24 protein-coding genes are annotated in these 26,647 nt (G+C 46.2%); 21 read left to right on the top strand and 3 right to left on the bottom strand.

Annotated elements, in window-relative coordinates; all coding sequences use genetic code 11:
* Window positions 1–41 precede the first annotated feature (41 nt).
* The 13 genes from C1719_RS00300 (at window position 42) to C1719_RS00240 (ending at window position 16,086) form a co-directional block, all read left to right on the top strand.
* Window positions 42–1,169, top strand: a complete 1,128-nt coding sequence (locus tag C1719_RS00300; protein WP_245874217.1) for a glycosyltransferase family 4 protein — start codon at window positions 42–44, stop codon at window positions 1,167–1,169.
* Between the two features lie 92 nt (window positions 1,170–1,261).
* Window positions 1,262–2,209 carry an LCP family protein gene (locus tag C1719_RS00295; protein ID WP_245874216.1) on the top strand — a complete coding sequence of 316 codons (948 nt, stop codon included), beginning with the start codon at window positions 1,262–1,264 and terminating at the stop codon, window positions 2,207–2,209.
* A 150-nt stretch (window positions 2,210–2,359) separates the two neighbouring features.
* Window positions 2,360–3,253, top strand: coding sequence for a glucose-1-phosphate thymidylyltransferase RfbA (gene rfbA / locus C1719_RS00290; RefSeq protein WP_102373285.1), 894 nt, complete (start codon window positions 2,360–2,362; stop codon window positions 3,251–3,253).
* Between the two features lies 1 nt (window position 3,254).
* Window positions 3,255–4,328, top strand: coding sequence for a dTDP-glucose 4,6-dehydratase (gene rfbB, locus C1719_RS00285; protein ID WP_102373284.1), 1,074 nt, complete (start codon window positions 3,255–3,257; stop codon window positions 4,326–4,328).
* Between the two features lie 10 nt (window positions 4,329–4,338).
* Window positions 4,339–4,932: a dTDP-4-dehydrorhamnose 3,5-epimerase gene (gene rfbC, locus C1719_RS00280; protein ID WP_102373283.1), complete on the top strand. Its 594-nt coding sequence runs from the start codon at window positions 4,339–4,341 to the stop codon at window positions 4,930–4,932.
* A 219-nt stretch (window positions 4,933–5,151) separates the two neighbouring features.
* Window positions 5,152–5,970 carry an ABC transporter permease gene (locus tag C1719_RS00275; protein ID WP_245874215.1) on the top strand — a complete coding sequence of 273 codons (819 nt, stop codon included), beginning with the start codon at window positions 5,152–5,154 and terminating at the stop codon, window positions 5,968–5,970.
* A complete protein-coding gene (locus C1719_RS00270) occupies window positions 5,960–6,739 on the top strand; it encodes an ABC transporter ATP-binding protein (RefSeq protein ID WP_102373281.1) in 780 nt (259 codons plus the stop codon). Before C1719_RS00275 ends, C1719_RS00270 begins: the two co-directional genes overlap by 11 nt.
* A 10-nt stretch (window positions 6,740–6,749) precedes the next feature.
* Window positions 6,750–7,481, top strand: coding sequence for an IspD/TarI family cytidylyltransferase (locus tag C1719_RS00265; RefSeq protein ID WP_102373280.1), 732 nt, complete (start codon window positions 6,750–6,752; stop codon window positions 7,479–7,481).
* Window positions 7,475–8,497, top strand: coding sequence for an alcohol dehydrogenase catalytic domain-containing protein (locus C1719_RS00260; RefSeq protein ID WP_102373279.1), 1,023 nt, complete (start codon window positions 7,475–7,477; stop codon window positions 8,495–8,497). Before C1719_RS00265 ends, C1719_RS00260 begins: the two co-directional genes overlap by 7 nt.
* 26 nt (window positions 8,498–8,523) lie before the next feature.
* Window positions 8,524–9,744: a CDP-glycerol glycerophosphotransferase family protein gene (locus C1719_RS00255; protein WP_102373278.1), complete on the top strand. Its 1,221-nt coding sequence runs from the start codon at window positions 8,524–8,526 to the stop codon at window positions 9,742–9,744.
* A 4-nt stretch (window positions 9,745–9,748) separates the two neighbouring features.
* Window positions 9,749–10,981, top strand: coding sequence for a CDP-glycerol glycerophosphotransferase family protein (locus C1719_RS00250; RefSeq protein WP_245874213.1), 1,233 nt, complete (start codon window positions 9,749–9,751; stop codon window positions 10,979–10,981).
* A complete protein-coding gene (locus C1719_RS00245) occupies window positions 10,968–13,667 on the top strand; it encodes a bifunctional glycosyltransferase/CDP-glycerol:glycerophosphate glycerophosphotransferase (RefSeq protein ID WP_102373277.1) in 2,700 nt (899 codons plus the stop codon). The genes C1719_RS00250 and C1719_RS00245 overlap by 14 nt, the downstream gene beginning before the upstream one ends.
* Window positions 13,668–13,755: 88 nt before the next feature.
* Entirely contained in the window at window positions 13,756–16,086 is a 2,331-nt protein-coding gene (locus tag C1719_RS00240) for a glycosyltransferase (protein WP_102373276.1), read from the top strand.
* A 32-nt stretch (window positions 16,087–16,118) separates the two neighbouring features.
* On the opposite strand, the gene C1719_RS00235 is transcribed toward C1719_RS00240, so the two are convergent.
* Window positions 16,119–17,216 (bottom strand): glycosyltransferase, encoded by a 1,098-nt coding sequence (locus tag C1719_RS00235; protein WP_102373275.1) that lies wholly within the window; start codon window positions 17,214–17,216, stop codon window positions 16,119–16,121.
* Between the two features lie 168 nt (window positions 17,217–17,384).
* Here C1719_RS00235 and C1719_RS00230 point away from each other — a divergent pair, with 168 nt between their 5' ends.
* Both C1719_RS00230 and C1719_RS00225 read left to right on the top strand, forming a co-directional pair.
* Window positions 17,385–17,945 (top strand): GNAT family N-acetyltransferase, encoded by a 561-nt coding sequence (locus tag C1719_RS00230; RefSeq protein ID WP_102373274.1) that lies wholly within the window; start codon window positions 17,385–17,387, stop codon window positions 17,943–17,945.
* Between the two features lie 2 nt (window positions 17,946–17,947).
* Entirely contained in the window at window positions 17,948–19,081 is a 1,134-nt protein-coding gene (locus tag C1719_RS00225; RefSeq protein ID WP_102373273.1) for a DegT/DnrJ/EryC1/StrS family aminotransferase, read from the top strand.
* Window positions 19,082–19,177: 96 nt separating this feature from the next.
* Here C1719_RS00225 and C1719_RS00220 read toward each other — a convergent pair whose 3' ends face one another.
* A complete protein-coding gene (locus C1719_RS00220) occupies window positions 19,178–20,308 on the bottom strand; it encodes a glycosyltransferase (RefSeq protein ID WP_102373272.1) in 1,131 nt (376 codons plus the stop codon).
* Between the two features lie 27 nt (window positions 20,309–20,335).
* Window positions 20,336–21,550 carry a glycosyltransferase family 2 protein gene (locus tag C1719_RS00215; RefSeq protein WP_102373271.1) on the bottom strand — a complete coding sequence of 405 codons (1,215 nt, stop codon included), beginning with the start codon at window positions 21,548–21,550 and terminating at the stop codon, window positions 20,336–20,338.
* A gap of 85 nt (window positions 21,551–21,635) precedes the next feature.
* Between C1719_RS00215 and C1719_RS00210 the strand changes: the two genes are divergently transcribed.
* The 6 genes from C1719_RS00210 (at window position 21,636) to C1719_RS00185 (ending at window position 26,496) form a co-directional block, all read left to right on the top strand.
* Window positions 21,636–22,043, top strand: coding sequence for a sugar 3,4-ketoisomerase (locus tag C1719_RS00210; protein ID WP_102373270.1), 408 nt, complete (start codon window positions 21,636–21,638; stop codon window positions 22,041–22,043).
* 8 nt (window positions 22,044–22,051) lie between these two features.
* Window positions 22,052–23,152, top strand: a complete 1,101-nt coding sequence (locus C1719_RS00205) for a DegT/DnrJ/EryC1/StrS family aminotransferase (protein ID WP_102373269.1) — start codon at window positions 22,052–22,054, stop codon at window positions 23,150–23,152.
* 22 nt (window positions 23,153–23,174) lie between these two features.
* Window positions 23,175–23,414 (top strand): acyl carrier protein, encoded by a 240-nt coding sequence (locus C1719_RS00200; protein ID WP_102373268.1) that lies wholly within the window; start codon window positions 23,175–23,177, stop codon window positions 23,412–23,414.
* Window positions 23,414–24,799 (top strand): AMP-binding protein, encoded by a 1,386-nt coding sequence (locus C1719_RS00195; RefSeq protein WP_102373267.1) that lies wholly within the window; start codon window positions 23,414–23,416, stop codon window positions 24,797–24,799. The genes C1719_RS00200 and C1719_RS00195 overlap by 1 nt, the downstream gene beginning before the upstream one ends.
* Window positions 24,790–25,557 carry a GNAT family N-acetyltransferase gene (locus tag C1719_RS00190; protein WP_102373266.1) on the top strand — a complete coding sequence of 256 codons (768 nt, stop codon included), beginning with the start codon at window positions 24,790–24,792 and terminating at the stop codon, window positions 25,555–25,557. The genes C1719_RS00195 and C1719_RS00190 overlap by 10 nt, the downstream gene beginning before the upstream one ends.
* Before the next feature lie 66 nt (window positions 25,558–25,623).
* Complete coding sequence (locus C1719_RS00185; RefSeq protein WP_102373265.1) at window positions 25,624–26,496, top strand: DapH/DapD/GlmU-related protein; 873 nt, start codon at window positions 25,624–25,626, stop codon at window positions 26,494–26,496.
* Window positions 26,497–26,647 lie beyond the last annotated feature (151 nt).

The raw sequence follows: 26,647 nt of genomic DNA, 5'->3' as shown, positions 1-26,647 counted from the left end.
TGCTAATATGAGCCACACAAATACGTACATGGGGATTTGACTTGTTGGCGATACATCAGGCATTAACGGTGTTTTTCGTGGCGTTTATCGTCACTTATCTTATGGTGCCTGCGTCTAAGAAAATTGCCGTTCTCATCGGGGCGATCGACTACCCCAGCAATCGACGGCTCAACACCGACCCCGTGCCTCGATGCGGGGGCATTGCCCTGTATGTCGGGCTTGTAGCTGCATGTTTGTCCGTGCTCATCGCGGAGCGGTTCTTCGGGTGGGAAATTGTCGATCTTTACGTCCTTCAGGATATCAATTACATTGTGCTGTTCATCGGCATCACCATCATGTTCGCCGTGGGCCTTGTCGACGACATCGTTCAGATGGCGGCTTTGCCGAAGCTTTTCGGGCAGATCGTCGCTGCCGTTGTGGTTGCGGCTGCGGGCATTACGATAGGAACGGTTCGGTCGATCGTCGATGGCGACTACGTCGATCTTGGATGGCTCAACTACCCTTTGACGGTTCTCTACCTGGTGGTGTTCGTCAACATCACGAATCTTATCGATGGGTTGGATGGCTTGGCAACGGGCATCATCGCCATCGTGTCGGCAAGCCTTTTGTATCTGGTGATAATGCGCGGTAGCGCGACGCTCGCATTGGCCTGCGTTGCGCTCATCGCCGTGTGCTTGGCGTTTTTGCGGTTCAATTTCTTTCCAGCTTCGATTTTCATGGGGGATTCAGGGGCTTTGCTCCTCGGCCTGATGGTGGGCATCATCTCCATTTCGGGTGTCGTCCGCACGCAGAGCTTCGTGGTCATGCTCGTGCCCTTGGTGATCGCGGGAGTTCCCCTGCTCGATACGATCTCTGCCATAATTCGGCGTAGCAGAGGTCATAAGCCTGTCGGGCAAGCGGATATGGGGCACATACACCATCGGTTGCTCCGTGCCGGCTTGGGGCAGCGCAGGGCTGTCGCGGTTCTATGGCTGTGTTCGGCGTTCCTCGCGTTTGTGGGGACTATGCTGGGAAGCTTTTCCGGCCCTGTCCGGTGGGCGATATTTTTCGGCTTGGCCGTAGTCATGTTCTTTATCATTTGGAAGTTTGGGCTGTTCAAACCGGTCTTGCGGCACTACTATGACAACAAGGGAAAGCACGGCCCGCGTACTCCTCGCCATAGTAAATAAGCCCCTTAACACAGACTGCTCTTCTTCGTATTGCCTGATGGTATACTAGGGGAATGGGAAATACGCCTGAAGCAATAGTACGTTCGCGAAAAATGGCTGCAGTAGTCGTTTGCGTCGTTGCGGTGTTTGCCGCAGCGTTCATCGGCGTGGCGAGCCTTTTGCATGTCGATAGCACCAAGGGTGCTCCTGGCGAGATCGGCGCGAACGTGGAACCGGCAACGGAGCCCCTGTATGTTCTGCTCATCGGATCCGACTCTCGAAAGGGAACGGCCCTTTATACGGGGAAAGCGAACGAGCACGCCCAAACCGATCAGCATTCGGATATCATGACTTTGGTGCGCGTCGACCCTGAAACGTACACCATTACGCTTGTTACGGTGCCTCGGGATACCCAGCTTGCGGGGACGGGTGGGAAAATCAACGATGCGCTAGCAGGAGGAGATCCGGAGGAAGTAGTCAAAGTGGTCGAAAGGCTGACAGGGACCACGGTTGACTACTACATGATGACAACGTTCACCTCGTTCGAATCTTTGGTGGACGATCTGGGGGGAACGGTCGTGGATGTTCCGTTGAAGATAACGACCGATGATCCTTCGACGGGAAGAGACGTTACGGTTAAGCCAGGCGAATCGCAGCTGCTTAACGGCTCCCAAACCCTCGTACTCGCCCGCGCTCGCAAAGAGTACGTCGAGGACCAAGACGCGTTGCGCCAAATCAACGTTCGAAACATCGAAGTATCGCTTATCGAGAAAGTGCTCAATGATCCGACCAAAATCGATGAGGCCCTTATCTATCTCGAAGAGCATACGACAACCGATATGGACTACGGGCTGCTTACTTCGATTGCCGCCGATTTTCTTCTGCATAAAGACGAGGTAACGATTTACTCGTGCACAGGACCGCATACGGGCTCTGTCAACGAAGCGGGGCTTTGGGTGATCCCTGAGGATAAAGAAACCTGGTCCCGCCTTATGGAGACGGTCGATGCAGGTGAAGACTCATCCGGCATTGTTGCCTTACCGTCGTTTCCTGTGTCGTAACCTCGTTTATGTGCGGTGTTGTTGCGAGGTGTAAAGCTTAAAATGAAGAAAATGACTTCTTTTGCTAAAGAAGCGATTCAGGCAGACGATTATAGATTAAGTAATAAAATAAAGTAGCAATAGATTCTATTCGATATTGAGGAGTTTTGAATGAAGGGGATTGTTCTAGCGGGTGGGTCAGGAACTCGTTTGTATCCGCTCACGACGGTTACGTCTAAACAATTGTTGCCTGTATACGATAAGCCCATGATTTACTATCCTCTTTCAACGCTAATGTTGGCAGGAATTAGAGATATTCTTATTATCTCGACACCGCACGATCTTCCGAATTTTGAACATTTATTGCGTGATGGATCACATTTTGGATTGAATTTGTCATACGCGGAGCAGCCTGAACCGAATGGTCTTGCCCAGGCGTTTGTCATCGGAGAAGAATTCGTTGCAAACGAGTCATGTGCTCTTGTTCTTGGAGACAATATTTTTTATGGAAATGGCTTGGGGCGCCATTTGGTGCAGGCAAGCAAGGCCGAATATGGTGCAACTGTGTTTGGCTATTACGTTGACGATCCTGAGAGGTTTGGCGTAGTAGAGCTTAATGCTGGCGGTCAGGTTCTTTCGATAGAGGAAAAACCCCAACATCCTAAATCCAATTATGCAGTGACTGGCTTGTATTTTTACGATAAAAGGGTTTGCGAATTCGCAAAACAGGTAAAACCGTCAGATCGTGGTGAGTATGAGATCACAAGCTTAAATCAAATGTATCTCGAAGACGGATCGTTAAATGCCATAGTGCTCGGTCGTGGTTACTCTTGGTTCGATACGGGAACCACGGATTCTTTGTTTGAAGCAGCAGAGTTGGTTCGGGTTGTGGAAAGCTCCCAAAGGCTTCAGATTGCCTCAATTGAAGAAATCGCCTACCACAGAGGATGGATTTCGCTTGAAATGCTGGAAGAATCTGCGAGGGCTTATGGAAAGTCTCCCTACGGGGAATATCTGCAAAGAATCTGCGATGGAAAGATTATGATATCGGAGAAAGAGGATTAATATGCGAGAAACATATCTTGTGACCGGTGGCGCGGGGTTCATCGGGAGCAATTTTGTTCTCTACATGCTAGAGAAATACGAAGATGTTCGCATTATCAATGTTGATAAACTTACGTATGCAGGAAATATAAAAAACCTCGACAGCGTTGCCGATGACGAACGTCATATCTTCATGCAGGCAGACATTTGCGATGCGGATGTAATTTGCAAAATATTTCAAGACTACGATATCGATTACGTAGTAAATTTTGCTGCTGAGAGTCATGTAGACCGATCAATACGGACTCCTGAAGTCTTTGCGCAAACGAATGTTATGGGTACGGTCAATCTGCTCAACGCCGCAAAGGCGTCGTGGGGATCGTCAAAGAGGGCTTTTGAGAACCGAAAGTTTTTGCAGGTTTCGACCGATGAGGTTTACGGAAGCCTTCCTCTAGACGATCCGGAGTGCTTTTTTCAGGAGAGCACTCCTCTCGACCCTCGGAGTCCCTATTCGGCATCTAAAGCAGCAGCGGATCTATTTGTGAAATCATACGGTGATACCTATGGTTTGCCAATCAATATAACGAGATGTTCGAACAATTACGGTCCATATCAGTTTCCCGAGAAACTCATCCCTTTGATTATAAACAACGCAGTTCATCACAGGGCACTGCCAGTGTATGGCGATGGACTGAACGTTCGGGACTGGCTTTATGTGGAAGACCACTGTAGGGCTATCGATATGGTATTGCGAAAGGGCAAGATTGGAGAAATATATAATATCGGTGGACACAACGAGCGGAATAATCTAACCATCGTAAGAACAATTGTCCGAGAGCTCGAGACAGTCCTACAAGATTCCGAAATCAACGATTCGTTAATTTCGTACGTCGAGGATCGTAAAGGACACGACCGTCGTTATGGTATCGATCCGAAAAAAATAAAAACCGATCTAGGATGGTATCCCGAAACATCGTTCGAGGACGGTATTGTGCGGACGATTGCCTGGTATCTTTCTCATGAAGACTGGTTGGAGAGCGTTACTAGTGGAGCATATCGAGAGTATTACTCGAAAATGTATGAACACCACGAGTAAGGGAGAAGATATGGCCAAGAGCATTCAGAGCGGTAACTTCACTTTTACCGAAACCTCTATTGAAGGAGTAACTGTAGTAGACGTGGTTTCTTTTGTCGACGAGCGTGGGTACTTCATGGAAACATATAAAAGAAAGGATTTTGTCGCTGGAGGAATCGACGTCGATTTTATACAAGATAACCAGTCTTCTTCTACGTTAGGCGTGTTGCGAGGACTCCATTTTCAAATCGCACACCCACAGTCTAAACTTGTGCGCGTGGTTCTTGGCGAAGTATTCGACGTTGCTGTTGATTTGCGCTGGGGAAGTCCAACTTTTGGCGCATGGGAGGGCGTTGTTTTGTCAGCCGAGAATAGAAAGCAGCTTTTTATACCCAGAGGATTTGCGCACGGCTTCTTGGTTTTATCTGAAAAAGCTGAGTTCTGCTATAAATGCGACAACATCTATTATCCCGATGATGAGGGCGGCATTGCGTGGAATGACCCAGAAATTGGCATAGAGTGGCCCTCCTTTGGGGGATCATCCAAGTTCGATCCCTCTAAGATAGTTTTGAGCGATAAAGATGCTAAGCTACCTCGATTTGATGCTTGCCATAGATACTGCTGATGCCTGATTGAGTTTGGCGAGACATGAGAGGAGACGACGCAAGCCAAGCGATACGAGGGGCTGGGTGAAAGGTGACACTCCCTTGCGGTCTAGATTCGACTTAACGCGAAACGCCTGTTGACTTCGTGAAAAAAGCTAGTTCGCCACGTGGGTTGTATGGGTTTAAGACGCTTATGCTATCATTTTAAGCTTCAGCTGTTCGGTATTGTAAGGAGAACCGTGCTCGCAACTTTGATGACAATCCTAAAAGACAACTGGCAATGGCGAAAGCAAATCGCACGCCTTGCTTTGTTCGACTTGGTGAAAAAATCTCGTGGCGCAGTGCTGAGCTGGGCTTGGTTTTTCATCAAACCTGGGATGTACATATTCTGTTTTTGGTTTGCGCTTGACGTCGGGTTGCGTGTGGGAAGCGGAGCCTCTAGCCCCGATGCACCTCCCTATATTTTATGGCTTAGTGCAGGAATCATCCCGTGGTTTTTTATGCAGGATATGCTGAGCGCGGGAATCGATGTATTACATCGTTACCCATATCTTGTAAACAAAATAAAGTTCCCATTAAGCTGCATTTCCACTATCTTCACAAGTGCGACAATGCTCGTTCAGCTTATGCTGATGGTTGTTTTATTTATTATGTACTTTGCTTGCGGTATGCAATTTGACGCGTATTTACTTCAGGTTCCCATTCTTCTCATCTTGATGTTCCTGTTTTGGACAGTCGCGTCAATCCTTTTTTCGCAACTCTCTGCTATGAGCAAGGATGTCGCTAATCTCGTTCATGCCATGTCAACACCTTTGTTTTGGCTGTCGGGGGTGCTTTTCAATATAAAAGGCGTACCGCTTGAATGGGTTCAGGTGTTGCTCCAGTTTAATCCGATAACCTTCTTTGTTACGGCTTTTCGGGGCGCCTTTTATGAAAAAACCTGGTTTTGGGATGATCCTATGGCGTGTATTGGTTTTGCAACTGCATTCATTATTACATTGATATTAGCGCTGTTCGTATATAAGCGATTTAATGAGGAGGTTGCGGATGTCCTCTAGCGAAGAAATCAAACCGCTATGCAAAACAAGTGTGAGCAACGAAGTTGTGGTTCGCTTTGACAATGTAACTAAGACTTACAATCTTTATAAAAACGACAGGGGACGGTTTCTCGGGATTTTCAACTATAACAAGAAAGGGGCTTTTCTTGGTAGCGTTGATGCGAACAAGAGTCTATCGTTCGAAATAAAAAAAGGAGAAGCGGTTGCTTTTCTTGGATGCAATGGTGCCGGGAAGAGCACTGCGCTGAAAATGGTGACGGGTGTTACCCATCCTACAAGTGGTACCGTTGACGTAAAGGGCCGCGTATCGGCGCTACTTGAGCTTACTGCGGGGTTCGATATGCAGTTGACGGGTAGGGAGAACATCAGTTTGCGAGGGCAAATACTTGGCTTAAAACGTTCTGACATAAAGGAGATGGAACCAAGTATTATCGAGTTTGCCGAATTGGGTCTTTATATAGATCAGCCGATGAGAACATATTCTAGCGGGATGAAGGCAAGGCTGGGCTTTGCCTTCGCTGTTGCGATAGAGCCAGAAATATTGGTGGTTGATGAAGCTTTGTCGGTTGGGGATCGGGCTTTTCAAAAAAAATGTATCGAACGAATACGAGAGATCATGACTGACGAAAACGTAACAGTATTATTTGTCACACACGCGTCTTCATCGGCTAAAGAGTTTTGTAGCCGAGGGATAGTGCTAGATCAGGGAACAAAAGTTTTTGACGGCGGAATAGACGAAGCTACGGCGTATTACGAGAGCAATTTCTAAGGGGCTGATTATGTCCAACGCGAATGGTAGGGTATATGCTGCGGTTCTAGCGGGAGGCTCTGGTGTTCGGATGGGTAATCCCGATAAGCCAAAGCAATTTCTGATGATGGGTGACAAGCCCATCGTTGTGCATACTCTTGAAAAGTTCTGTATAAGTGGATTCTTCGATCGGGTGATTTTGCTATGCCCAGAAACATGGCTTCGACAATCTCAAGATATCATTAACAAATACTGTTCGAAACATGCTGGACAAATAGATGTTGCAGCTGGCGGTTCGGTACGAAATGAAACAATCATGAACGCCATTAACCACATCGAGACGAAGTATGGAGCCGACGATGGCACGATTTTGGTAACTCACGATGCAGTAAGGCCATTTGTAACGTACCGAGTTATAGAGGAAAACATACGAGCAGTCAAAAAATACGGCGCCTGCGATACCGTCGTTCCGGCAACAGATACTATTGTGGAGAGCGCGAACGGCGAAACGATATCAGCTATTCCCGATAGGAGGATGCTATACCAGGGGCAAACTCCGCAAAGTTTCAAGATGCTGCATTTGAAAAAACTCATGCTGTCTTTGAGCGAAGACGAAAAAGCGATTCTTACTGATGCATGCAAAGCATTGGTTTTACGTGGGGAAAGCGTCGCGTTGGTTCGAGGCGAAGAGTCAAATATTAAGATAACATATCCGCAAGATATGAGGATTGCTCTCGCGCTTGTAGAGGGACAATCATGCTGAACTGCTCCTACCGCCTCATAGCTCCGAGAACGATTCAGCCGGTGCTCTTACAGGTTGACGCAGCCGACAGAGTTGTCGTTAGGCCAACTAATTTATCGATATGCAATGCCGACCAGCGCTATTATCAAGGTGTTCGCAACGAAGAGGTTTTAAGAAAAAAATTACCAATGGCTTTGATTCATGAAGGAATCGGTCGTGTGGTGAGCGATCAGACGGGAGAGCATACTTGCGGCGATTTGGTTGTAATGATCCCGAATGAGCCTTCCAAGCAAGATCTGGTTATTGCGGAAAATTATCTTTCTGACAGTAAATTCCGCGGAAGTGGTTTTGATGGGTTTATGCAGGAGCTCGTTGTCCTGTCGCCAGATCGAGTCATTCCTCTTCCTCGAGGCATCGATGCCGATATTGCTGCATTTACTGAGTTGGTAAGCGTGGCAATGCATGCGATACGCCGCTTTATGCTGACTGCTCATTGTCGACGGAGGAGGGTAGGGATTTGGGGCGACGGCAATGTTGGTTACATTGTGGCGCTGCTGCTCCACTATCTTTTGCCGGATACCGAGCTTTTCGTGGTTGGTCGCAACTCTCAGAAGTTGGCTGATTTCACTTTTGTTTCAGATATTTTTCTGGCAAGCGAAATGCCCGTCAAAGCGCGAGTTGATCATGCTTTTGAGTGTTGTGGGGGAGAGGGTTCTGCTTCTGCAATTGAGCAGATTATCGAGCATATCGAACCTGAAGGGACGGTGTCTCTTTTGGGTGTTGTCGAAAATTCCGTGCCAATAAACACACGAATGGTTTTGGAGAAGGGATTGCGCTTCGTTGGTAATAGCCGCAGCGGACGAGTCGATTTCGTGCAGGTTGTTGAACTGTATAGAAAACACCCAGATATTCTTGATTATCTATCAAGCCTGATAGGACACGTCCATGCAGTGTCTAATCTTCAAGATATCCAAACCGCATTTGAGGTTGATATGCGAAAACCTATGGGGAAAACAATAATGCAATGGAACATGTAGGGTTGCGTCGAGCAGGGTTTGTTTGAATGCGAAATGCTGCTAAGCGAGTTTTTGTTGTATGTGCACGGTTCGTTTTTAACGTGCTGTACAGGTTTTTCTGCCTTTTTTCTCGCAAAGATGAGATCTTGTTTGCTTCTCGACAAGCAAATACTCCGTCGCATGATTATCTTGCTTTAGGATGCGAGTTCGCAAAAAGAGGCTACACGCCTGTTTATTTGAATCAAAAGCTATCAAAGAAAACAGCTTTCAAATATGCGGCCCATGTCATTTTGGAGATCTATCATCTTGCCCGCTGCAGAGCGTGCTTTCTCGATAGGTATGATCCCGTAGTAGGTTTTATAAAATTTAAGAGTACCAGCGAGGAGCTCGATTTGTCTTTGTCGGACTCGCCTTTTTTACACAATAGTTTTCCTGTTGAGCCTGTGATCGTGCAAATTTGGCATGCTTTCGGAGCTTTTAAAAAATTTGGCTATCAATCCTATAATACTTCCGAAGGGCATTCTCTTTTTGAACTTGATCTATACAGAGTACATGCGAACTACTCTTGGATATTATGCTCGGGCGAAGGTTGCAGATCCGTTTATGCAGAAGCGTTTGGATACCCAAAAAGCAGAGTGGCATTGCTTCATAGACCAGAATATGATGAATTGAGGATGCTTCGGCAGGAAGAAAAACCCAGCGCCCTTTCGAGCAAAAGCATTCTAAAAAGCATCAAACCCGAAAGTGACGACGCATCGGATCGTCCAACTGTCCTTTTCGCGCCGACGCTAAGAAAAGAAAAAACGACGAGACATCCCTTTAGAGAACTGTATCAGGGAGACGAATGGAGGTACCTTAATAAACTTGCTTTGGTTGAATGGTCTTTCCATCCGCTAGAAGCTCTTGGTGTTGCTTCGGGGGGAGCAGAGGAGCTTCTTCAAAGAGCTTCTATCGTGGTAACCGATTATTCGTCGATTGTTTATGAAGCATTTCTTCTTGGGAAAAAAGTATTGTTTTATACTCCCGATATAGATCAGTATCGTCTTTCTCCAGGGTTGAACACTGATCCGATGGTGGAGTGCCCGCAGCTTGTTTTTCTAAATAAAAAAGAGCTGCTAAAGTATATTGACGCATTGTTGCGCGGTCTAAGCGTATATCCAGAAGAATCCTTATCCAGGTTTGCAAAAGGGGCAATAGACGAACACGAAGGCAACGCGACCGAGCGATTGGTCGATGCTGCTATCCGGTGGATTGCGGAGAAGGAATGAGCATATGAGTGAAAACAATATAGGCGAACAGGGTAAAAACGTTGCAGCGCGTTGTAGAAGCGCGATCAGATCGATAATAAAAGATGTAATTCTTGGAATCATACTGCCCTTTGTCTATTTCTGTGCCGCAAAAAGGTCACTTGCGTGTAATAAAGTGGTGTTCCTGGAATCGAAGCAAGAGAAAATGCCCGACAGTTTTGAGACCCTTTATTGTGCGCTTGAGAAGTGCGGGGATTATAACCTTCTCTATATATCGCTAGGACAGCATCGCGTGCCGAGGTTTACGTATTTCGTTCACTGTGTGCATGCATTAAGGGAAATAGCAACAGCGGAATATGTGTTTTTGAATGACGCTTCGGATGTGATTAGCTGTGTGAATTTAAGGGATCAAACCAAGGTAGTGCAGCTGTGGCACGCGTGTGGAGCTTTTAAGAAATGGGGAATGAGTACAGCTGATCTTAAATTTGGAGGCACGAGAGAGCAGATTCTCAGACACCCGTTTTATAAGAACTTGTCGCTGGTTACCGTAAGCAGCCCCGAAGTTGTTTGGGCTTATGCGGAGGCCATGGGGCTCGAGAAGCAGCGCGACATAATCAAGCCACTTGGCGTCAGCCGCACAGACGTCTTTTTTTCTGAAGCCTTTATATTGAGGGCGCGGGCGCATGTGCAGGATTTGTTTCCTCAAACTAAGAATAAAAAAGTGATCCTTTACGCGCCTACTTTCAGAGGGCGAGTGTCGAAGGCATCTGGTCCAGATAGATTGGATATAGATGGGCTACGCAAAACCTTAAGCAAGGATTACGTTCTTTTGATTAAGCATCATCCTTTCGTCCGGGATCATCCGGCGGTGCCGAAGGATTGCGATGGGTTCGCTTTTGATGTTTCTGGGGCAATTGAAATAGAGGATCTCCTGTGCGTCGCGGACGTTTGCATTACCGACTATTCATCTATTGTGTTCGAATACTCTTTGTTTGAGCGCCCGATGCTCTTCTTTGCTTACGACAAAGGCGACTATGATGATTGGAGAGGCTTTTACTACAATTACGAAGAATTTGTTCCTGGGCCTATTTTTGAAAACAACGAGGATCTGATCGAGTACCTTGTGCATCTAGATGAGCGATATGATGGTGAAAAGGTAACAAAATTTAGGCAACGTTTCATGTCTTCATGTGATGGACACGCTACTGATCGAATAGTTCGCGAAGTGTTTGGGACGGATAAAAATGGCTTCTCTTAAAAGTGAAATCTCTATGAGTGTAGTGATTCCGGTTTACAACAAGGCGGATCGTTTGGAAGAATGTGTCGAGTCTGTCCTTGGACAAACAGCGAACAAAGCATCATTTGAGATAATTCTTGTTGATGATGGCTCGACTGATGGTAGCTTATCGCTCTGCCGCAACATGGCTGAAAGGCATTCATGCATTCGGCTGATTTCGCAAACAAACCAAGGGGTATCTGCTGCAAGAAATGCGGGAATGAAGGCCGCAGTAGGTAGATACATTATGTTTCTTGATGCGGATGATTTGATTTCTCCAGGCACTATACAAAGCCTCGTTTCTGTGTTCGAAAAATGCGAACAAGACACTGATCTTATTACCTACCCTCTTCAGTATTTTAACCCCTATACTGGAAGCAGAAAATCCCATAAACGAGAGACATGGTTTGATGGGGACGGAGTTTACGATCTAGAGAAGTATCCGTATGTGGCGCAGACAACGATGAATGTTTGCATTAGAAACGAGCAGGATCCAGATGCGGTGTTTGCTTATGGCATGAAAATGGGAGAGGACCAGCTTTTTATTACCGAAAGGCTTAAAGGTAAGGCAAAGATAGGCTATTGCTCGAAAGCCGAGTACATATATACAAAGGATGGAAGTAACGCTTCCAGACAGGGAAACAATCCTTTATACGCTTTCGACGATATGATCACGCTGTATCAATCGCTGCTCGATATAGCTCAAGAAAACCCTGCAATGAAGGAATATGCATACCAATTGATTTTATATAACATAGATTGGCGTTTGCGAGGTGATCTCTTATTCCCAACATTTTGTACAGGAGATGAAAGGAGCGGAAAAGAGCAGCAACTAGCTTCGATTCTCAAACGGATACCGATGCTCTCGTATGCTAGATCACCATACCTTAGTGAATATCATAAGGGTTATTTGCTTAACAGATACATCTTGTCTAAAGAAGAGGTTTCAGTCTCGTATGGTTGTGAGAGAACTACGGTATCAATAAACAAGAAGTATTGGGAAACGGACAAACCAAAAATCACAATTACTCATTGCCTGGAATCGGCGGGACATCTATTAATGCGAGGCCACTTCGATTGCCCAGCGTTTATCCTTGACTCACAGCCGATCCTTTCCCTTTGCTTCGGGGAAAAAAGAGTTGAGGTTTTGCTCGACTCTTCATCCTTTGAATACAACGAAGCAAAGGTCAAAACGGCGAAAAGCTATAATTTTGCAATAGAGATACCAACCGAGCCTGACCGTCATTCGATTAGTTATTGGTTTATCGCAGAAGTGTCGCGTCGCCCGATTGAAAGGATCGATGTAGCTTTAACCCTAAAGCGCCATAATGCTTTCGTTGTTGACGGTACCGCGCTATTCCGAAAATGCATGCTTCAGGTATCTGGCGATAACTTGATAATCCATCGGAAACGAATAGCGTCAACTGCTTTGCTGTTTGCAAAGAAGGCTATGGAAGACCGGAGTTTTCTCGTAAAGCGTTTGCTTGTTTCGATGCTTATGATGAGGCGCAGAAAGCAACGCGTATGGCTATATGTTGATTTGCCGGCGTCGCCAACAAAGGGCAATGCTCTGATCCAATTTCTTCATGATATTGAAAAAGATGACGGAATCGAAAGATACTATATAAGCAACTGCGGAGAGCAGCTAGAAAAAGAACACCCTGTCCTTCTAGGGCATGTTGTAAAATGCGAAACGGTTGAGCACGTGTTTCTTTCCCTAAAGGCAGAAATAATCTTCGCTTCATATGTAGAAAGCTTCACATATCGGCCAATGAGTCAATCAACATACGACGGTCTTGGAGACTATGCTGGGAAGCAGGAGCTAATTTACTTGCAGCACGGAGTTCTTCATGCGCGGATGCCGTGGTATATTTCGTACGATAGGCTGTTGTTTGATAAAATTGTGATCTCAACTCAGCTCGAAGCAACTAATCTGACTCATCGGTATTGCTTTCCTGATTCATCAATTATTTATTCTGGTATGCCGCGGTTCGATATGATTTCTGTCGAAAATATTCGACCAAAGAAAAAAATTCTGTTTGCTCCTTCTTGGAGAGCCTATCTTGTTGCGGGAAAGGCATCTCGAAGAACAGCTGTGGATGACTTGCTGATCTCTTCTTCATTTTACCGCGGGGTAAAGACATTTGTTTCAAGGCTCATCGAGGAACGACTTCTAGAAAAATGGGGATTTTCGCTTGAAATCAAGCTTCATCCAAATTTTTCTTGCTATAAGCATCTGTTTGTATTTGATAACGATAACGTCAGTTTGTCCTCAGAGCAGATTTTAGAGAGCGACTATGCTGTTGTGATAACAGATTACTCTTCATACGCATATGATTTCGTATATGCAGGATGTGATATTTTATACTTTATTCCGGACTATAAGGAATTTAAAGCAGGTTTAAACCAATACTCAGAATTGGATTTTTCGCTCGATAAGAATGAAGGATTCGGGCCGCTGTCCACTAACGCTGAAGACGCCATCACAGAGTTGGCTCTTGTTCTTAGCCGAACGGAGAATGACGATATAGACCAGACTGTTTATCAAAAGCGGTGTCAAAAGTTCTTTTTTCATCATGATGGGAAAAATTCTGATAGATTGTACGAAGCTTCGCAAGCATTAGCGAATGAGAAGGATTCTGGTTCTTTTTACCAGGAAGTTAAGTAAAAATCGATTTCCAGGCAAGGTGAGAGCACGTAGTCTGTTTGATAGTATAGTAGCATGATGCTATATATCGTTGGTGCGAGGGGACGTTATGCCTAAAATATCGATAATCATTCCTGCTCATAATAATGAAGGCACTTTGAATCGGAGTCTGGATAGTGTTCTTTCCCAGACATTTGCGGATTTTGAGGCAATTGTTGTTGACGATGCTAGCACGGATCGTACGTACGAGATTGCGAAAGAGATTTCTTGTCTCGATGATCGTGTGAGCTGTATACACCTTGAAGAAAATGTCCACGGAGCGCTTGCTCGAAAATGCGGAGTACAAAAAGCACTAGGCGAATATATAATGTTTCTCGATGCCGATGATGAGCTTGAACAGGATGCTTTCGAAATATTGCATAGGGAAATGAGCGTAAAACCTGTAGACGTGTTGCACTTTGGCGTTACGGTTAAGCCGGCTCGAATGCATGAAGCTCAAGTTGCCGATTCTACAGAACGATTTTTGGCTCCCTGCAAAGAAATTCTGTGTGGGCAGGAGGTTTACGAAGCGTGTTTTACCGAAAGAAAGTATAACTGGAATTTGGTAAACAAGATGTTTTCTGCAAGCGTCTGCCGAAAAGGGTTCGAGCATGTCAGGGCGATAGGCGTTCATCGAGGAGACGATCTTTACTCTTATGCGGGGATTGCTTACTACGCGCAATCGTATCGAGGGTTGTCTAACCGTAATCTCTATATATATAACTTTGGAGATGGGCAGGATGGGTCGTCGATTGTTGATTTCGAAAGGTACAAAGAATTAAGCGATTCGTATAAGGCGGTAGAAGAAGTGCGCGCGTTTCTCGATGAGCGGAACGCTCCCGATTTGTACTATAAGGGACTCGACGGGATAGAGCGAGCACTGATGGATAATTGCGCCAATCAGTGTAGGCATATGCTATCGCACAAGGATACGGCACGTGCATTCGATCTATCTTGCAGTAAGTGGGGAGGCTGGCAGGCGGTAGCATCATTTGCGCGTGCATATTGGGAGGATCAAGGATCGTTCCCTTCTATGATAAGCGAGTCGTCCCTTTTTGCGGCGCAGCCTGTCAAGGCAAAGCGTATAGCAGCATATTATCATGCATATTATGGGGGTGGCGCTGAAGGTGTAATGCGTTCTTTGGCGAAAAAATGGGTTTCGATGGGATATAGCGTAATCCTTTTGGTTGACAAGGAAACAGAACACGATGCTGAAAACTATATAGAAGGAGTCGACGTAATTAAGATCCCGTCGATTTTTGAGCTAGATCCGGCTCATTATTTCATGCGAGCAGAAGCGCTGTACCGAATCCTTCTTGAAAGAGAAATCGATACGATCGTTTATCACGGATGGCTAAACCACTCGCTTTTATGGGACATGCTTGTTGCAAAATTGCTCGAGATCAGATTTGTTGTCCACTGTCACGGAGTTTTCTCTCATTGTGTCAACTTTCTAGATACACGATTTGCGGAAATGCCGAAAGTGTACGGCCTTGCCGATGCCATCGTTACTCTAAATGCGCCAGATAGTATGTTTTGGGGTGCGTATAACAAGAACGTGTTTCAGACAGAAAACCCTATTTCAATGGTGGTAAAAGATGGGCACGCCCCCAGTTTATCTATGGAAAAGGTAGTTTTATGGATGGGGCGAATTTCGCCAGAAAAGCATCCAGAAGAAGCTTTGTTTACGTTTTTCCATGTACATAATGAAGATCCAGAGGCTCGTTTTATATTAGCGGGGGCAGCCGCAAACGAGCAGTACGGCGCTAAAATCAGGGCTCTCTCCGATGACCTGGGGCTTACGGGTTTTGTTGAGTTTCCGGGCTGGTTGGATGGCGAAGAAAAAGCAAGCTGTTTTCGCCGCGCCCGAGTATTTTTGATGACGTCCGAAGCAAGAGAGGGATACCCTCTTACGCTGGTCGAGAGCAAGGTGTTTGGTCTTCCTTGTATAATGTATGAACTCCCTTATTTATCGCTTGTTGATGGAGACTGTGGCGTGGTATCGGTTCCTTTTGGAAGGGCAGAAGTTGCGGCTCGGGAAGTGGCTGCAGTGTTATGCGATGACGATCGAGCAAAAGCCATGAGCGAGAAGGCGAAGCAAAGTCTCGCTCGCATTGCGAATTTTGATTTCGTCGATCTATGGGACAAAGTCTTTTCGACTTCAAGGGGCGAGCCGGCTACGGATGGGGGCAATCTGCGTCTTATGCTTGATACCCTTCTCGAAGCATACACCCGAGGCACTCATGAAAAACTTGCTGCACTACGGAAGTCAAACGACTATCTACGGAAAAGAAATAAAACTTTGGAGGAGAAGAACAAAAAATTCAGTCAATCGAATTCATGGATGGTGGGTCGGGCCATAACCTGGTTGCCAAGGAAAATTGCAAAATTGTTCCAATAGGAAATCGTGGCGCATGCATTCGATGCTTTTCTCTACTGCAAGAAGAGCTTTCTGAGTTTTCTTCCCAGGGAGGCGTTCTCGTTTTGCTTATTAATTTTCTCTAAGAGGCTGGTATGGGTTTTGTATTGTTGCTCAAGCCAATCTTTTCCTACCTGTAATTCTTGTGTCCAATCGTTGAGCTCTTGATATGCATGAGCCATTTTTTTGTTGACTAGCAGAGAAAGAGGCGCGTTGCTCGCCAGCCTATCCAAAATAGGCACAAGTATAGACTCTCTTGATTCTTCATCGCGTGGGGTGGTTAAAAAGTCAGCGATAATTTGCGCTTGCTCGTCAAGAGAAAAGTAGTTTTCAAGATATGGCATAATCTCAAACTCATATACTTTTACCATATCGGAGTAGTATAGCTTTTTAAGTGGCGTAGACTTTAATGAGGTTGATATGCCGCCATCTCGGTGGTCGAGGGTTTCCTTTCCGACAAATTTCATTCTATAGCCGGATCGCGATATTTTAAGAAAGAATGGCCAGTCTTCAATAAGGTTCATTCTTTTGTCAAGTGGGCAATATTCAGCATATCGGTCTCTTATGAAAGCGGATGCGCCCATAGGAATTCTACATCCTCTCGACAATACAAGTCGTCGATAAAGCTGCTCTGACGAGAGGGAGCCCAGCTCTGTGCACTCGCTGAAAGATGGCAACCATTTATCGCGGGTTTTGTCTCGCTGGAGCTTTTGGTTGCATGGGAAAAACTTGCCGAAAACACCTAGTGTATCGGGAGGGGTTTGCTCGAGCGCCTCGGCAAAACAAGAAAGGGTTTGCGGACTGTGTAGGGCGTCGTCAGCCGCAAAATGCGTAATGTATTGGCCCGTGCAAAGAGCATCGCCGTCATTGTGATTTGCTGTAGTTCCTAGGTTTTTGGAATGCGTGATTACTTTATAGGAAAAAAGGTTGGATTGAGCTTTTGCTTCGATATATTTAGCAACCTCATTCTCGTCAAAATTGGGAGAGGCGTCGTCGGTAAAGATCAACTGGATATTTGGATAATCTTGTTCAAGAACGGAGTCTATTGCATCGCGCCAATAAAGTGGCTGCTTGTAATGAACAATGGAAACGGAAAACAAACAGTTATTCATTGACTATCATTCCTTTCGACGGTATCCCGCGCTTCCATTATATGATGATCCGATAGGATGGATTGCGGGAGGTGCTCGGCAACATGCAAGACGCATGCGCGAGTTGCACTCTTGGCTGTGCGGTCTCTTTTGACGGAGCTCCTTCTTTGACATGGGTGCTGTGATATTATGGAGAAAAAAGCAAGGCGTGAACGGGAGATTCTTATGCGGCATCAATATCAGGCTTCATATGGGTCGGTTTGTTTGCGGCCTCTTGCCGAACAGGATGTGGAGGCACTGCGTATTTTGCGGAATAAGAATAAGCAATTCTTTTACTCTGATACCGAAATAACGCAGGAGCAGCAGGAACAGTGGTTTAAGCGGTATCTTGCGAAAAAAAACGACATTATGTTTGCGGTGTATGCGCAAATCGAGAATACAGATATGTTTGCAGGCGCGACGGCGCTATATAATATGAGTGATACGCGATGCGAATTCGGGCGGTTCGTTATTGATGATTCATTTAGGGGAAGGGGCCTGGGGCGTGACGCGTTAGTCGCTACAATGGGAATTGCTTTTGGCCAATTGAAGATGAAATCAATGCATCTTAGCGTTTTAGAGTGTAACTGCCGAGCTTTGGATCTGTACGAAAGGCTAGGATTCACTGTAATCGGTAAAGAAGATATAGACGGCAAGAGGGCGCTGGTTCTTAATGCTGTCGCAAGCGAGTTTCTATCAAGGAGAGTGTAATAATGGGACAGCAAGTGTTTCTTCCGAAATTTCACATAGAAGAATGCCTAGAAGCTGTACGGGAATGTCTCGAAAAAGGTTGGACGGGTCTTGGCTATAAAACAGTTGAGTTCGAAGAGGCATGGAAGGAATACACAGGTCATACCAACGCGCATTTCTTGAATTCAAATACCGCAGGACTTTATCTTGCTGTTGAAATCTTGAAAGAAAAGTATGGATGGGCTGACGGCGATGAAATCATCTCGACACCCATCACGTTTGTGTCGACCAATCATGCAATTCTTCACCAGAACATGAAAGTTAAGTTTGCTGACGTGGACGAGTTTCTTTGCCTTGACCCGGCCGACGTGGAGAAGAAAATTACCGAGAAAACTCGCGCGGTAATGTTTGTAGGTTACGGTGGGCGATTCGGTAGGCTTGATGAGATAATTGCCATATGCGAAAAGTACAATCTCAAACTTATTCTCGACGCAGCTCATATGAGCGGAACGCGGGTAAATGGAGTGTTCCCAGGAACCCTAAACGGTATCGACGTGACCGTGTATTCCTTTCAGGCTGTCAAAAACCTGCCAACGGCTGACAGCGGCATGATTTGCTTTGCTGATTCGGAACTTGATTCAATATGCCGAAAGTATTCATGGCTCGGTATCAATAAAGATACATACGAACGAACTTCTTCAACCGGAAACTATAAATGGCGCTACGATGTTGATTACCTGGGTTACAAATACCACGGCAACTCCATCATGGCTGCTTTGGCGTTGACGCAATTGAAATACCTCGACTCAGACAACGCGCGTCGACGGGAGATGGTCAAGATCTATGATGAATGTCTTGCGAGTAACAATAAAATACACATTATTCCAGCTACGTACGAAGACGAATGTTCCTTTCATATTTATGAAATAGCTGTCGACGACAGAGACGCGCTGATGAATTTCCTTGCAGAAAATGAGGTGTTTACGGGTGTCCACTATAGAGACAATACGGAATACGGAATGTATTCATATGGGCAAGGAACGTGTCCACGCGCTCATGAGATATCCAAGCACATTGTTACTCTCCCGCTACACCTTGGATTGAGCGACGATGAGGTGAGGGGCATAGCAAACCTGGTTAACGATTTTGTTGGATAGTGGTTTCAGCTTGAGTCCGTGCCGGGCGAAAGGAACTTTACAAGAAGGGGCTCGCCGAAAGCGAGCCCCTTCTTGTAAGTAGCGTCGCTTTTCTATTTATTTTGTTTTCGGCATTTTGATGGGGCGAGTGAGGCCTCTAGCAATTTTCCGCGGCAAGGAGGTTTTCATCCTTTTGATCTCGTTTTGAAGAGCCTGGTTTTGTTCGGTTAAAATGTAGTATTGCTTTTCGAGCCAGTCTTTCCCCTCTTGAAGTTCCCCGATCCAATTGTTCATTGATCGCGCATCGGATAACAGTTTTTTGCACACCCGAAACATCATATCTGGATCTATGCTGATCGATGCAAGCTTCTCTGAGTTCGAAACGGCATCAATTCTGTTAATGAGGGTCAGATAGGTGCATAGGATGCTCGTTTGCTCTTTGTCGTCGAAGCGGTTGCATATGAAAGGGATGATCGATGTTTCGTAAACACTAACCAAGTCTTGAAGATATGATTTTCTGAATTCGTCGGCATCTTTCGATTGGGATATTCCGCCCGCTCGATACATTAAAACATCGATGTCGGCAAATAGCATGCGATGGCCGTTTCTGGTTATGTTTAAGAAGAAAGGCCAGTCTTCAATGAATTTCATGCGAGTATCAAGGGGGTGGAAGGCGCTGTATCTCTCGCGAATGAAGGCAGATGCACCCATGGGAATTCTGCTGCCATGCTTAAACACCAGATGGCGATATTGTTCGTCTGCGGTCATTTCGCTAACGGCGATCCGCTCTTCTTCGGACGGGAGATTTACTTTTGGTTTAGCTATGGGTGCAAGTTCTCTGTCGCATGGGATGATTCTGCCAAATACGCCAAGCGCGTCGTCCGGAATGGTCTTCAAGGCCGAGGCGTAGGCTGATAGCACCGATTTGCTTGCGAAGGCATCGTCAGCCGCAAAATGAGTTACGTACTGCCCGATGCATGCTTCATCACCAAGGTTGTGATTGCGTACCGTTCCAATATTTTCTTTGTGTGCAATCACAGTGTAAGAAACAAGATTGTCCAGCTTGTTGTTTTCGATGAATTGTTCAACTTCTGTCTTATCGAAACCAGGGGAGGCATCGTCTGAGAAAACCAATTGTATGGCAGGATAATCCTGCATAAGAACAGAAGACACCGCATCGCGCCAGAAATCAGGCTGATTAAAATGAACGATCGAAACAGAGAAAACGTTGTTTGGTTGAAAATCCATGAATATACTCCTGTAGTGCGTTCAGTGCTATCGTGTTCCGCGAGCAATTTTCTTGATTGCTCGCGGAACACTGGTTATCGCACGACCGATTTTCCATGATGAAGAATCTTTTATCGCTTGAACGTCTTTCGCTGCTTTTCTTGCGTTGTTTCTAAGTTCGCTATTCTCGGTCGTTAGTTTGCGATATTGGTCTTCGAGCCAATCTTTTCCTTCTTGAAGCTGCTGAATCCAGTCAGTTTGGGCTTTACTGCTCGCGGAAGCGTTGTTTAGACATTTGCTTCGGTATAAGTTGGTCATATTTGCAATGACGAGTGCTGCGGTATGTTTGTCTTGGGCGATTGCGGTTGAGGCAGCGATCAGATCGGTTTCGCTGGGAGCCGTCCTTTGGATCGAGGAGTATGTTTCAAATATCTCCACGCGCTCTTCTGGGGAAAAATATTCGTTGATGAAGGGAAATATTTCGTAAGCGTATACTTTTGCTCGGTCAGAAAGATACTTCTTTTTCAAAGGCGTTAGTTCGGTCGATGTGGATATTCCGCCCCTCCTGTAAAGAATGGCATCGATATTGGCGAAAGACATAGTGTGCCCTTCGCGAGTTATCTTAAGAAAGAAAGGCCAGTCGCCGATGTAGTTGACGCGCGTATCGAGGGGAAGGTATCGGCGATAGTCGGCGAACCTAAAGGCAGAAGAACCCCAAGGCAGGCGGCAGTTTCCTTTGATGACAAGATAACGGTACAGATTACGTGGGGTCATGCTGTCCATCTCGACCATTTCGTCGATAGAGAAATAGTTCTGTACATAATTGCTTGTGTCTGGCAGGATGCGAAGCTTTTCATCACAGGCAATTCTTTTTCCGAAAACCCCAAGAGCGCTTTTGGGCGCTGATTCAATTGCCTTAGCGTAATCGGATAAAACATGATTGGTTGCGAATGCGTCATCTCCTTCAAGATGGGTGACGTAGTAACCGGTGCATGCGGCATCTGCATCGTTGAGGTTTTTCATTGTGCCAATGTTTTCCTCATGTTCGATTACAGTATAAGAGACAAGGTTTTTACCTCGGCTGCTCTCGATGAATTCTTCTACTTCTGACTTGCTAAAGCCCGGTGAGCCGTCATCGGAGAAAACTAGATCTATGGCAGGATAATCTTGAGCGAGGACCGAAGAGACCGCTTCGCGCCAATAGTCGGGTTGATTGTATGATATTAACGAGACCGAGAAAATGCGTTCGGTTTTGTTGTCCATGCGTTCTCCTTACAATAAAGCGATGACTTCTAATTATGCTACAATTTGGTGACGGCTTCAGAGATAATTAACGAAAGAATAGTCAATGGTAAAAAACGTGAGAATCCTTGAATTTCCCTGCTATTTGGACAGATTTGGTTCTTTGGTGGCCATTGAGGCATGCGACACTATCCCGTTTGATGTCAAAAGAGTTTACTACATATTTGGTGTAGAAGATGGAGTGAGAAGAGGTTTTCACTCGCACGAGGCCCTTGAGCAGGCTCTTGTGTGCGTGCATGGAAGCGTCACGATTTTGTTGGATGACGGTAGCGAGAGGGAAGAAATCGTTTTAGACGATCCGACAAAAGGACTTTATATAGGACACATGGTATGGAGGGAAATGTTTGATTTTTCGCCTGATGCCGTTCTTTTGGTTATGGCGAGCGAGCATTATGATACTTCTGATTATATAAGAGATTATAAGGTATTTTGCCGCCAGGCTCAGAGGCGGTAGGGAGGTAGATGGTGCATAGCGAACAGATCCCGTTTGCGTCGCTTGATGGCATGCACGGCGAGATTCGCGAAGAAATGCTCGACGCTTTTCTTCGGGTTTATGATCGAGGGCAATTCATTCTTGGTGATGAGTGCAAGCGCTTTGAGCGGGAGTTTGCGGATTACTGCGGCAGTTCTTTTGCGGTTGGTGTGGCCTCGGGCCTCGATGCCCTGACCCTTGCGTTGCGAGCACTGAACATTTCTTCTGGTGATGAGGTCATTGTGCCGTCGAACACTTTTGTTGCGACGGCGCTTGCCGTTAGCGCGGTGGGTGGAAGGGTGGTTCTAGTTGATCCTGATCCAAAGACATTGAATATGACCTGTCAGGGGTTCAGGTCGGCAATAACCAAATCAACGAAAGCAGTTATTCCCGTCCACTTGTACGGTCAGGCTGCTGAGATTGCAGAAATTGCGCGTGTGGCCAAAGGGCAGGGGATCGCCGTGGTTGAGGATTGCGCGCAGGCTCATGGAGCTACGTATGACGGGAAGCACGTTGGAACGTTCGGAGACGCCGGATGCTTCTCGTTTTATCCAGGGAAAAATTTGGGTGCGTTGGGCGACGGCGGCGCGGTAATAACGAATGATCGGCTCTTAGGCGAAAAGATTCGAGAGTTGGCCAATTATGGGAGTGTCGAGAAGTATCACCATAATGTAAAAGGGACAAATAGCCGACTCGACGAATTGCAAGCGGCTTTTTTAAGGATAAAGCTTCCCCATTTAAATGAGTATTGCGAGGATAGAGCCAGGGTCGCTCAGCGGTATCTGGCAGAAATTAAAAATGAGAAAGTTATCTTGCCTACCATTGGAAGTCGAAGAAATCATGTCTGGCATATCTTCTCAATTTTTTGCGAGGCCCGTGATGCGTTACGATCGCACTTAGAAAAAAGAGGCATTGGGGTTAATTGCCACTATCCAATATCCATTGCCAACCAGAGGGCTTATGAAAAAGACGGGCTCCCGCAACTGCCGCTCGCTAACCAAATTGCTGCAAGAGAACTCAGTTTACCGCTATACGTCGGAATGACGGAAGAGGCGATTACAACGGTTGTCGAGGCCGTCAATGCGTTTTGATAATGAAAGATAAGGTGGAGGTATGACGAACAAAGAATTATATGAAGCCGTTTTTATGGATGCTCTCGATCTTGTAGATCGTAAAGCGTTGCAGGGGCTTGAGTTTCAGGGGCATCCAAATTGGGATTCTGTGGGACATATGCAGTTGATTTCTGCGTTGGAGGATGCATTCGATATAACGATCGATCCCGACGATATGATTGGCTTGGCATCGTTCGAAAAAGGGCAAGAAATAGTACGTCGTTATGGCATTGAACTGTAATGCTTGATTTGCTCGAAAAAGCGCTTCCGGGCGATGTGGCGCTAATTGAGAACGAAGACTATTTTTTGTACTCTGATCTTCTTCGTTTCTCTGATTTGGTCGAAAAGAAGGTTCCCTCAAGAAGCCTGGTAGTTTTTCTGGCGGACAATACTGCGGCATCGATTATGGCGTATGTGGCGTTGTTGCGCGTAGGTGCAGTGATGCTGATGGTGAAAAAGGGCATCGACGAAGAGTCGCTGCACTCCATCATAAAAGCCTTTGCGCCTTCACATATCTGGTGTCGCGAGAGTAGGATTGCTTCGGTCTCTTTGGTGAGCATGGGGGAGCATGCTCTGTATCAGGTGAAAGATGCGCCTCCCAGTATGGATTCCCGTCTCGCTCTTCTGTTGCCTACGTCAGGGAGCTTAGGTGGCGCAAAATACGTTCGAGTTACCTATGAAAACATTTCAAGCAACGCATGTTCTATAAAACAGTATCTTGGGATATGCTCAACCGATAGGGCTGTGACAACACTGCCGTTCTCGTATTCGTATGGCATATCAATAGTTAATAGTCATTTAGTTGCTGGAGCTTCTTTGCTTGTGACTGAGCGATCGTTTTTCGATCGATTGTTTTGGGACGCTTGCCGCGATTGCGAGGTGACAACTTTTGGAGGAGTTCCGTATTCGTACGAAATGTTAAGAAAGCTTCATTTTGACATAAGGGAGCTGCCGTCGTTGCGCTATTTGACGCAGGCAGGGGGTCCGCTCGGCTCCGAAACGCATCGATGGATTGCCGAAGAATGCCTGAATGAAGGAATAGATTTTGTTGTGATGTATGGGCAGACAGAGGCAACCGCAAGGATGGCGTACCTTCCTCCGGAATTCGCTCTCGAAAAAGTGGGTAGCGTTGGCATTGCCATTCCGGGTGGACGTATGGCGGTTCTCGATGAAGCAGGGACGATCCACGATAATCCAGGCGCGTTGGGAGAGTTAGTTTACTGGGGTGCTAACGTGACGATGGGTTATGCGAGCGAAGCAGGGGACCTGATGCATGGTGACGAGTTCGAAGGCTGCCTGCAAACTGGGGATATCGCCAGAATTGATGAAGATGGATTTTTTGAGATAGTTGGGCGAAAAAAACGAATCGTAAAAGTATATGGGAATAGAGTGGGTCTCGATGAGATGGAAAACATGCTCAGGGCCGAAGGGTATAGCGTTGCCTGTATCGGAAAGGATGATCTAGTTACAATTTTTTGCGATTCGGCCAGTTTTGAGGAGCTGGCGGATTTAGCTTCGAAAAAGACAGGTTTTCCAAAACGAGTGTTTAACGTTAAGTCAATAGACTCTCTTCCCAGAAACGAATCAGGGAAAATACTGTACTCAGAATTGAGCGCATGGCTATGAAATATGAAAGAATTACTTTTGCGAATCCGCAAGAACTATCGCTGGACTCAGCACGCGAGCTTGGAATCGTTGAAGCCAGTAGGCAAGACTATCGAGCCCATAGAATAGTAGCTGTAAAGCTTGAAGTGCCTGAAAATATTAAAAAAGTTATTGAGCTGTTCAAGGAAGATACAACTATTGTTCAAGTCTGTATGCCTGCGGGGATCTGCAGCGCGAGCTACATGCATTCTGCAGGTTTAGATTTTCTCGATCGATACGTTATTGCATGCGTGAATGTTGCGAAAAGTGATTTTACGTTGAAAAAAAGACGCTTGGCCGTACGCAATGGATGGGAGGACCGGGAGACCATACTCGATATCGCCGCAAAGTCTTTTAGCCGTGATAGCCGATTTCGTTGGGCTGCCGATATGGGTCCCCGTGATATAAAAAACGTGCTGTCTGAATATCTCGATGCCTCCTATGCAAGCGAAGATATAGTGTTTCGCGGGTACAGCAAAGACGACCTTGTTGCGTTTTTGATTCTTGAGCGAATTGGCGAAGAGGCCATCATCCGCCTTGCTGCCGTCGACGCTAGGTATCGTGCACTAGGTGTTGCTGTTGAGCTGTATTATGAGGCGCTTGAGTACTGCAGGCAAGCGGATATTCGTGCATTGTCTGGACGTGTGTCAACATCGAATACGTCAGCAATGAATATCTATTCATTGCTGGATGCCCGCTTTTCCCAAGCGGAAGATGTATATATTATGATGGCAAAATAGCGCTGACCGGAGATGGGCGGCGCAAATCAAGGTTAAGTTAGAGCCAACTGAAGAGGAGCTGGATGAATGCAAGACGTATTTGCGGAAGTAAAACGCGTTTCTTATATCGAAGATCCCAAGAGCGGAACAGCTTTGTACGCAACTAAGAAATTTGAATCGAAACTAAACAATCTCGAGCTTGTTTCCGATTGCCTCGTTTTTGTTGAGCAAGGCATTGAGGTTCCAGCTGGTCTTTCGGAAAAACATCATTTTGTATTTTGCGACAACCCTGTTCTCGACTATACGAGATTTGTGTGCGGTCTTGCGGAGGAGCTGGCCCTTGTTGAGGAAAAGAAAGCGTACAGGCTTACCTCCGAAGGATATTATGTCGGAGAAGGCGTCGTTATTGGCGATCACGTGCGCATTGAACCAGGAGTTTTGATTGGGCATGGTGTTGAAATTGGTGACAATACCCAAGTGCTCGCAAACGCCGTGATCAAACATGCGTCAATAGGCAAGAATTGCCTAATAAAGGAAATGGCCTTGATTGGACTCGAGGGGTTTTTCCCTGTTAAGGATGAAAACGGAGACAACATGAGGCTTCCTTGCTTGGGTAGGGTTGACATTTCCGATGACGTTGAAGTGGGAAGTTTTACAACGATATGCCGTGGGTCGAACACCGATACAAAGGTTGGTCATCATGCGAAAATCGACGATCATGTTCGGATTGGGCACGATGGCAATATCGGCGCGAATACAGTGATAACCGCCGGCGCGGTTTTGGCTGGGTACGTTACTACTGGAGAAAATGTCAGAATAGGTCTGAACGCTACTGTAAAACACATGACCTCGATAGTGGACAACGCCGAAATTAGCATGGGCGGGCGCGTGGCCCGCAATGTAACGACCGACAAGGGGCTCTACGGGATTCCTCAGTCCCCCATCACTCCGCAAAAGTAGTGTTGTGTAGAGGCGGTTCGCCAGAATCGTTTTCTGATTTAACCGCGTACTTAGCTCAATGCATTGCGCTTTGCTAGGCAGGCGGTCGTTGTTTTTGGCATTGCGTGAAGACGTATTCGGGGGGCGTTGTCGCATGAACCATCTTTCCAGT

The organism is Raoultibacter massiliensis, assembly GCF_900199545.1.
In the GTDB taxonomy this organism is placed as follows: domain Bacteria; phylum Actinomycetota; class Coriobacteriia; order Coriobacteriales; family Eggerthellaceae; genus Raoultibacter; species Raoultibacter massiliensis.
Note: the sequence above shows the minus strand (reverse complement) of the source record. Positions and strands in the feature narration are given on the sequence as shown.

Coding starts and splice junctions, on each gene's coding strand:
- C1719_RS00295 (WP_245874216.1), top strand. CDS start 1,262: ATGGCTGCAGTAGTCGTTTGCGTCGTTGCGGTGTTTGCCGCAGCGTTC.
- rfbA (WP_102373285.1), top strand. CDS start 2,360: ATGAAGGGGATTGTTCTAGCGGGTGGGTCAGGAACTCGTTTGTATCCG.
- rfbB (WP_102373284.1), top strand. CDS start 3,255: ATGCGAGAAACATATCTTGTGACCGGTGGCGCGGGGTTCATCGGGAGC.
- rfbC (WP_102373283.1), top strand. CDS start 4,339: ATGGCCAAGAGCATTCAGAGCGGTAACTTCACTTTTACCGAAACCTCT.
- C1719_RS00270 (WP_102373281.1), top strand. CDS start 5,960: ATGTCCTCTAGCGAAGAAATCAAACCGCTATGCAAAACAAGTGTGAGC.
- C1719_RS00265 (WP_102373280.1), top strand. CDS start 6,750: ATGTCCAACGCGAATGGTAGGGTATATGCTGCGGTTCTAGCGGGAGGC.
- C1719_RS00260 (WP_102373279.1), top strand. CDS start 7,475: ATGCTGAACTGCTCCTACCGCCTCATAGCTCCGAGAACGATTCAGCCG.
- C1719_RS00255 (WP_102373278.1), top strand. CDS start 8,524: ATGCGAAATGCTGCTAAGCGAGTTTTTGTTGTATGTGCACGGTTCGTT.
- C1719_RS00250 (WP_245874213.1), top strand. CDS start 9,749: ATGAGTGAAAACAATATAGGCGAACAGGGTAAAAACGTTGCAGCGCGT.
- C1719_RS00245 (WP_102373277.1), top strand. CDS start 10,968: ATGGCTTCTCTTAAAAGTGAAATCTCTATGAGTGTAGTGATTCCGGTT.
- C1719_RS00240 (WP_102373276.1), top strand. CDS start 13,756: ATGCCTAAAATATCGATAATCATTCCTGCTCATAATAATGAAGGCACT.
- C1719_RS00235 (WP_102373275.1), bottom strand. CDS start 17,216: ATGAATAACTGTTTGTTTTCCGTTTCCATTGTTCATTACAAGCAGCCA.
- C1719_RS00230 (WP_102373274.1), top strand. CDS start 17,385: ATGGAGAAAAAAGCAAGGCGTGAACGGGAGATTCTTATGCGGCATCAA.
- C1719_RS00225 (WP_102373273.1), top strand. CDS start 17,948: ATGGGACAGCAAGTGTTTCTTCCGAAATTTCACATAGAAGAATGCCTA.
- C1719_RS00220 (WP_102373272.1), bottom strand. CDS start 20,308: ATGGATTTTCAACCAAACAACGTTTTCTCTGTTTCGATCGTTCATTTT.
- C1719_RS00215 (WP_102373271.1), bottom strand. CDS start 21,550: ATGGACAACAAAACCGAACGCATTTTCTCGGTCTCGTTAATATCATAC.
- C1719_RS00210 (WP_102373270.1), top strand. CDS start 21,636: ATGGTAAAAAACGTGAGAATCCTTGAATTTCCCTGCTATTTGGACAGA.
- C1719_RS00205 (WP_102373269.1), top strand. CDS start 22,052: ATGGTGCATAGCGAACAGATCCCGTTTGCGTCGCTTGATGGCATGCAC.
- C1719_RS00200 (WP_102373268.1), top strand. CDS start 23,175: ATGACGAACAAAGAATTATATGAAGCCGTTTTTATGGATGCTCTCGAT.
- C1719_RS00195 (WP_102373267.1), top strand. CDS start 23,414: ATGCTTGATTTGCTCGAAAAAGCGCTTCCGGGCGATGTGGCGCTAATT.
- C1719_RS00190 (WP_102373266.1), top strand. CDS start 24,790: ATGGCTATGAAATATGAAAGAATTACTTTTGCGAATCCGCAAGAACTA.
- C1719_RS00185 (WP_102373265.1), top strand. CDS start 25,624: ATGCAAGACGTATTTGCGGAAGTAAAACGCGTTTCTTATATCGAAGAT.